The following is a 6,675-nucleotide window of genomic DNA, read 5'->3' on the forward strand; positions in this document are numbered from 1 at the left end:
CTACGACCCGGCCGCCGCGTCGCGCGGCGTGCGCACCGCGTCGGCCGGGTCGTAGCGGCTCCAGCCGCGTCCGGGCAGCCAGAGTTCGGCCCAGGCGTGGGCGTGCGACTGCTTGACCAGCACGTAGTCCGAGTTGCCCATCAGCCGGCCGCCGTGATAGCCGGTGACCAGCCGCGCCGGCAGCCCGGCGGCGCGCGCCAGCAGCACGAAGGCGCCGGCAAACTGGTCGGCGCCCCCGGCCCGACGTTCATAGGAGAAGCGGTCGTAGGCGTCGGCGCCGCGCACGCCGGGCTCGCGTGCGTCGACGCGAAAACCGCCTTCGCTGAAGAAGGCCAGCACCGCCGCTGCCCGCGCTGCCGGCTGGGCCTCGCGCGCCGCTAGTTCGTGGCCCAGCGCCTGCAGCCGCGGGCTGGCGCCGGGCGGCAGATCGAGCAGTGCCGCCTGTTCGTCGGCCGCCAGGCCGCCGCTGTCGACCGCGGCGTCGAGCCACGCGACGGTGGCGTAGTGCGTCTCGTCGTTCACCGGCGTCATCGACAGCAGCTGGCCGTCGTGCGTGACGTAGGACTCGGCGGGCAGCCGCCCCGGCAGGTCCAGCGCGTACAGCCAGGGCCCGCCGTGGCCGGCCACACGCAGCGTGTAGCCCAGCGCCTGGCCGCGTGTCTGCACCCGTGCCAGCCAGTCGGCCGAACGCCGGTGGCCGCCGGCCATGCGTTCGCGCCGCGACTCGGCGCCGGCCGGCGGGCGCCAGCGCTGGCCGTCGTAGCGCGTGAACACCGGCCCGCGCCAGTACAGCGCCGCCGCCGGTGGCACCCAGCCGTCGAAGCGCGCCACCAGCGCCGTGCCGCTGTCCAGCCCGTCGCCGGCCGTCGTGCCCGGCTCCAGGCTGTCGCGCGCGCCCAGCCCGGGCCCGCTGCGCGGCGCCTGCACGGCGATCGGCAGCCCCAGCGCCAGCCCGAAGTCCCACAGCGGCCCGGGCACACGCGGCGTGACGACGAACAGCAGCGCCGCAGGCGGCAGCGCCAGCGCCAGCAGCGTGCCGGCACGGCGCGCCGGCCGGTCGGCGCCCTGCAGCGCGATCAGCGCCGCGGCCAGCGCGAAGGCATAGCCGACCAGCAGCGCCAGGCTGGCCAGCGCCGGGTGCTGCAGCGCGCCGAGCGCGGCCAGCACGCCGGCGGCCAGCAGCAGCACGATGCGGTCTCGGCGGTGGCCGCGCGCGTCGGCCTCCAGCCACTTCAGCGCCAGCACCAGGCAGAAGAAGGCCAGCACCGCCGGCGCAGTCGTCCAGCGCGCGGCAAATCCCAGGCCCCAGACGCCGAGCACGGCCGCCGCCAGCGGCAGCACGACGCGGGCGCCGACGCTCCAGCCGCGCCACACCGCCAGCGCCTTGAAAGCGAGCAGCGCCGCCAGCAGCAGCGCGACCCAGACCGGCACCACCCAGGCCGCCGGCGCCACGCCCAGCGCCAGCGCCAGCCCGACCCAGGGCGCGGCGCGGCGCACCGCCGCCCGCTCCTCGGCCGTCGGCGGCGGCAGCGGGCGGAGCAGCCGGGCGACGAAGCCAGCCGGGCCGGTAGCCGTGGCGGCCGTGCCCACGGCCTTCATGCTGCCTCCGTGCGGAACAGCGCCAGCGCCGCCAGCGCCGCGCGCAGCCCGGCACCGTCGCGCGGCATCGCCGACGCCAGCCGCTGCCCGGGCAGCCGCAGCACCCAGTCGCGCCCGGCCTCGTGCGCGTCGATGAGGCGGCGCGTCAGCTCCACCAGGCGCTGCTCGACGTCGCCGGCGCAGTCGTCCCAGTCCAGCGCCAGCGCCGCCTGGCCGCAGGCGCCGCCGAAGACCTTGACCTGCGGCGGCCCGCCGCGTGCCAGCGTCTTCCAGGCGATGCGCCGCGGCGCGTCGCCGGTGGCGAACGGGCGCAGGCCGGCGAAGTCGTCGGCCTCCTCGGCGCGATGGGCGGCGCCGGCGCTGGCGGCGTGCGGCGCCGCCGCCGCCAGCGCCGGATAGACCAGCAGTTCGGCGCGCAGCGCGCAGTCGCGCTCGGCGCGCACCAGGCCCAGCGGGTAGTCGCAGGCCAGGCGCAGCGTCTGTGCGCGCTGCCAGCCGCGGCGCCGCGCCGGCCAGTCCAGCAGCCGCAGCAGCGACGCTGCGCCTTCCAGCTGCCAGGGCAGGCTCAGGCCGTCGACGCCGGGCTCGACGAGCCGGGCGCGCACGGCAGCGCGTGCGCGCGGCCGGCCTTCGCACTGCAGCGTCAGCGGCAGCCGCGCGACCTGGCCGGCGTGCACCGGCGCCGCGGCGCCGGCACGCGGCTGAAGCCCGGCGATCTGGCGCCCCGCCTGCCAGGCGCCGACGCCCTGCATCGCCAGCAGCAGGAAGGCGAGCGCGTACAGCAGGTTGTTGGCCTCGTTCACCGCCATCAGCAGCAGCGCCAGCACGAGGGCGAGAAAGGCCCAGCCCAGTGCCGTCGGCCGCAGCCGCAGCGCGCCGGGGCGCCGCGTCTTCATGCCGGCTCGACCTCGTCGAGCAGGCGCGCGGCGACGGCACCGGCGTCGCCGCCGTCGACGCAGGCCAGGCGGTGCCCGACGACCGGCAGCCAGACCGCCTGCAGGTCGGCCGGCAGCACGTGGCTGCGCCCGGCCAGCAGCGCCCAGGCGCGTGCCGCCGCCAGCAGCGCCAGCCCGGCGCGCGGCGACAGCCCGCAGCGCAGCGCGCCGCTCTCGCGCGTGGCCGCGAGCAGCCGCCACAGGTATTCCAGCAGCGCCGGCGCGGCGTGCACCTGTTCGCAGCGCCGCTGCAGCGCTACCAGTGCGGCGGCGTCCAGCCGCGCCGGGGCGCGTTCGAGCAGGCGGCGCCGGTCTTCGCCGGCGAGCAGCGCGAGTTCGGCCTCGCGCCCCGGGTAGCCCAGGTCCAGGCGCATCAGGAAGCGGTCGAGCTGGGCCTCGGGCAGCGGGTGTGCGCCCTGGCTGTCCAGCGGGTTCTGGGTCGCGACGACGAAGAACACCGGCGGCAGCGGGTGGCTGTGGCCGTCGACCGAGACCTGGCGCTCCTCCATCGCTTCGAGCAGCGCGCTCTGCGTCTTCGGCGAGCTGCGGTTGACCTCGTCGGCCAGCAGCAGCTCGGCGAACACCGGCCCGGGCACGAAGCGGAACTCGCCGCGTTCGTGCTCCCAGACCGAGGCGCCGGTGATGTCGGCCGGCAGCAGGTCGCTGGTGAACTGCACACGTTTGAACGCCAGCCCCAGCACGCGTGCCAGCGACTGCGCGAGCAGGGTCTTGCCCAGGCCGGGCAGGTCCTCGATCAGCAGGTGGCCGCGCGCGACGACGCAGGCCAGCGCCAGCCGCAGGCGCTGGTGCTGGTCGAGCACCAGCGCGTCCAGGTCCAGCTGCGCCTGGGCGAGTGCGGCCAGCGCGGCGTCGGCGGCGGGGGAGTCGGGGCTCATCACAAGGTCTCCAGGAAACGGATCAGCGCCTGGCGCTCGGCGCGAGGCAGGTTCATGAAGCGGCGGCGCGCGGGCTCGGCCTCGCCGCCGTGCCAGAGCACGGCTTCTTCCAGCGAGCGCGCGCGCTGGTCGTGCAGCAGGCGCGTGTAGCCCTGGCTGCGCGCCGCGAGGCCTATGCCCCACAGCGGCGCGGTGCGCCATTCGTTCGCCGTCGCGACGCCGTCGGGGCGGCCGGCCAGCGCCGGCCCCATGTCGTGCAGCAGCAAGTCGGTGTAGGGCTGGATGTGCTGGCCGCGCAGGCGCCGGATCGGGTGCTGCTGGCCGGTCACCCAGTCTGGCCGGTGGCAGGCGCTGCAGCGGGCCTGCACGAACAGGCGCTCGCCCTGCAGCGCGACGGCGTCGTCCAGGCCGCGGCGCGCCGGCACCGCCAGCCACTGCAGATAGGAGGTCAGCGCCTGCAGCTGAGCCTCGCTCAGCTCGGGTTCGGCCTCGGTGCCGCCGTGCGGCGCGGCCAGGCAGTCGCGCTGGTGCGCCAGGCAGGGCTGGCGCGGGTGCACCGGGCTCGTCAGGCCCATGTCGTCGAAGGCGGCGCCGGCGGCCTGGGCGCGCAGGCTGGGCTGGTTGGCCTTGAGCGAGAAGCGCCCGAGCACACGCGCACCGGTCTCGGGGTCGGCGACCCACTGCGCGCGGCCGGAGACGGCGTCGGGGTCGCGCCGGCCCGCGGGGTCCTGCTGCGCCAGGATCTCGTGCTCGTCCAGCGCCTCCAGCAGGCCGCCGCCGTGCACCGGCGGCGCGCTGCGCAGCTCGACGATGGCGTCCGGCGGCAGCGGCCCGTAGGCGAGCTGCTCGAAGACCACGCGCGGGCGGCGCAGGCGGTAGGGCTGGCCGTCGGGATAGCGGCCGGCTTCTTCGACCCACTCGACGCGCGGCCTGGCCTCGGGCACGACGCCGGCGACAGCCTTGTCGCGCAGCTGGGTGGCATAACCGGTCGCGGCGTGAAATCCGCCGCGGCCGTCGGGCACCGAGACGCGCACGAACAGCCCGGCGAGCGCGCCGCCTTCGTGCGGCCGCGGCGGCCGGCCGTCGCGGAAGTGGCAGGCCGAGCAGGCGTCGGCGTTGTACAGCGGGCCCAGGCCCGAGCGGCGCTGGCCCGGCAGGTCCTGCTGCGCGGACGCGACGCGGCCGTCCCCGGGCTGGAAACGTTTGTCGAACAGGCCGTCGCCTTCGTCGAAGAGCGCGGCCCAGCGCCAGGGCAGGTTGTCGGCGGCCTGGCCGAAAGGTATGAAGCCGGTGTGGAACGTCGTCAGGTCGCCGCCGGCCAGCGCCCGCGGGTCAGCCTGGGCGTGGCGCGGCATCGCCTCGTCGCCCCAGCCGGCGCGCCAGGCGAACTGCGTCTTCCAGACGCTCCAGCCGAACGCGGCCAGGCTGGCCAGCAGCAGGCCGGCGGCCAGACGGAATCGGGGCGCGCCAGCCGCGCCCGGGCTTGAACTCATGTCGTCACTCGCGGCCCGCTCGCCTTCCCCTAGAAGGCCGGTGGCCGATCCATCCGTTCATGCCCGCCGCCCCACGCGGCCGGGCGCTTGGGTGCTATCTGCTGCCCGCCGCCGTCGCCTGCGGCGGCCGGACCTCGCCGTCGTTCTCGCGCAGCCGCCGCGTCAGGTCCTCGGCCTGCTCGGCCGACTCGAGCACGTGCGGCGTGATCACCAGCACCATCTCGTAGCGTTCGCCGCTGCGTTCGTCCTTCTTGAAGACCTCGCGCAGCAGCGGCACGCTGGAGAGCCCCGGCACGTTGCCTTCGGTGCGGCTGCGCGACTCGCGAACCATGCCGCCGACGGCGATCGTCAGCCCGTCCTGCGCCAGCGCCACGGCCTGCACGGTGGCGGTGTTGACGGTGTCGATCGGGAACTGGATGACGCCGTTGTTCTCGTCGCTGCCGGTGGCCAGCGGGATCGTCGTGCCGCCGGCGACGCGGATCGAGCTCTCCTGGTCGATGGTCAGCGTGACGCTGCGGTCGGCGTTGATGCGCGGGTGGATCAGCAGCGTCGTGCCGATGTTGCGCTTCTCGGTCTCGGCGGTGATGGTGGTGTTGGTCGCGCCGGTGGTGCCGGTGGTGGTCTGGGCGCTGGCGCCGGTGGTCAGCACCACCTCCTCGCCGATGAACAGCCGCGCCGGCTCGTTGTTCGACGCCAGCAGCAGCGGCCGCGCCACCGTCTGCACCCGGCCCTGCTCCTCGAGCAACTGCAGGCGCACGCGGATGCGGTTGCTGAGGAACTGGAAGATCGAGCTGTTGTTCTCGTACAGGCTGTTGTTGCCGAGCGCACCGACGGTGCGCGGGCCGGTGGCAGCGCCGGTCAGCGGGTTGACGCTCTGGCCCGACGCGGTGGTGGCGACGCCGCCGGCCTGGCCCTTGCTGAAGAAGTCGATGTCGAAGGCGCGGTGGAACTCGTCGTCCAGGCGGACTTCGATGATGCGCATCTCCAGCAGCACCTGGCGCGCCGGCAGGTCGATGCGCTCGACGAACTGGCGCACCTGCGCCAGCACGCGCTCGTCGCCGCTGCGCAGGATCAGCAGGTTGTGCAGCTTGTTGTAGGTGACGTAGAGCGGCGCGTCGTCGCCGGCCTGCAGCGCACGCGCGGTGTCGGCATCGGTGCCGACGACGGCAGCACCCGGGTCGGCGTCGACCGGGGCGGCGCGTGTGCCGCCGCGGCTGCTGCTGACGCTGCCGGCCGCCTGCGTCGCCGCCGGCGCGGCCGCGGTGGCGGCGCTGCTGCCGCTGCGGCGCAGGTCGCCGCTGGCCAGACGTTCGCCCAGCGCCTCCTCGCGCGGCTCGGCCAGCCGCACGCGGCTGCCGAACAAAGCCCGCAGCGCATTCGCCGCGGCGACGACGTTGTGGTGGCGCAGCGGCAGCACCAGCGTCTGCTCCTCGTGGAAGACGGTGAGCTCGCGCTGGTACTCCTCGGCCGTCATCACCAGGTAGGCGCCGCTGCTTTCGCGCCAGCGCAGCCACAGCCCGCTGATGCGCGTCAGGCCGTCGAGCACGGCACCGGCGCTGCTGCGCTGCATCACCATCGTCAGCTCGCGCTGCGAGGCCGCCGGCGTGGCGACGATGTTCAGCCCGGAGACCTCGGCGACGACACGCAGCGCGCTGGCGACGCTGATCTGGCGGAAGTCGACGTTCATCGGCGTGTCCAGCCCGCGCGCGGCGGGCGCGGGGGCTGGACACGCCGATGAACGTCGACTTCCGC

The 6,675-nt window shown here is 75.7% G+C and carries 5 protein-coding genes; all 5 read right to left on the reverse strand.

Annotation, left to right across the window (positions count from 1 at the left end):
* The 5 genes from CKO43_RS24455 to CKO43_RS24475 all read right to left on the reverse strand — a co-directional run bounded on the left by CKO43_RS24455 (position 1) and on the right by CKO43_RS24475 (position 6,610).
* A complete protein-coding gene (locus tag CKO43_RS24455) occupies positions 1-1,599 on the reverse strand; it encodes a transglutaminase family protein (protein ID WP_200380294.1) in 1,599 nt (532 codons plus the stop codon).
* On the reverse strand, positions 1,596-2,495 hold the full coding sequence (locus CKO43_RS24460; protein WP_200380295.1) for a DUF58 domain-containing protein: 900 nt from the start codon (positions 2,493-2,495) through the stop codon (positions 1,596-1,598). Before CKO43_RS24460 ends, CKO43_RS24455 begins: the two co-directional genes overlap by 4 nt.
* On the reverse strand, positions 2,492-3,430 hold the full coding sequence (locus CKO43_RS24465) for an AAA family ATPase (protein ID WP_200232008.1): 939 nt from the start codon (positions 3,428-3,430) through the stop codon (positions 2,492-2,494). Before CKO43_RS24465 ends, CKO43_RS24460 begins: the two co-directional genes overlap by 4 nt.
* Complete coding sequence (locus CKO43_RS24470; RefSeq protein WP_200380296.1) at positions 3,430-4,923, reverse strand: di-heme oxidoreductase family protein; 1,494 nt, start codon at positions 4,921-4,923, stop codon at positions 3,430-3,432. Before CKO43_RS24470 ends, CKO43_RS24465 begins: the two co-directional genes overlap by 1 nt.
* Before the next feature lie 94 nt (positions 4,924-5,017).
* Positions 5,018-6,610: a type II secretion system protein GspD gene (locus CKO43_RS24475; RefSeq protein WP_200380297.1), complete on the reverse strand. Its 1,593-nt coding sequence runs from the start codon at positions 6,608-6,610 to the stop codon at positions 5,018-5,020.
* Positions 6,611-6,675: the final 65 nt, after the last annotated feature.

The organism is Rubrivivax gelatinosus, from assembly GCF_016583785.1.
Lineage (GTDB): Bacteria > Pseudomonadota > Gammaproteobacteria > Burkholderiales > Burkholderiaceae_C > Rubrivivax > Rubrivivax gelatinosus_B.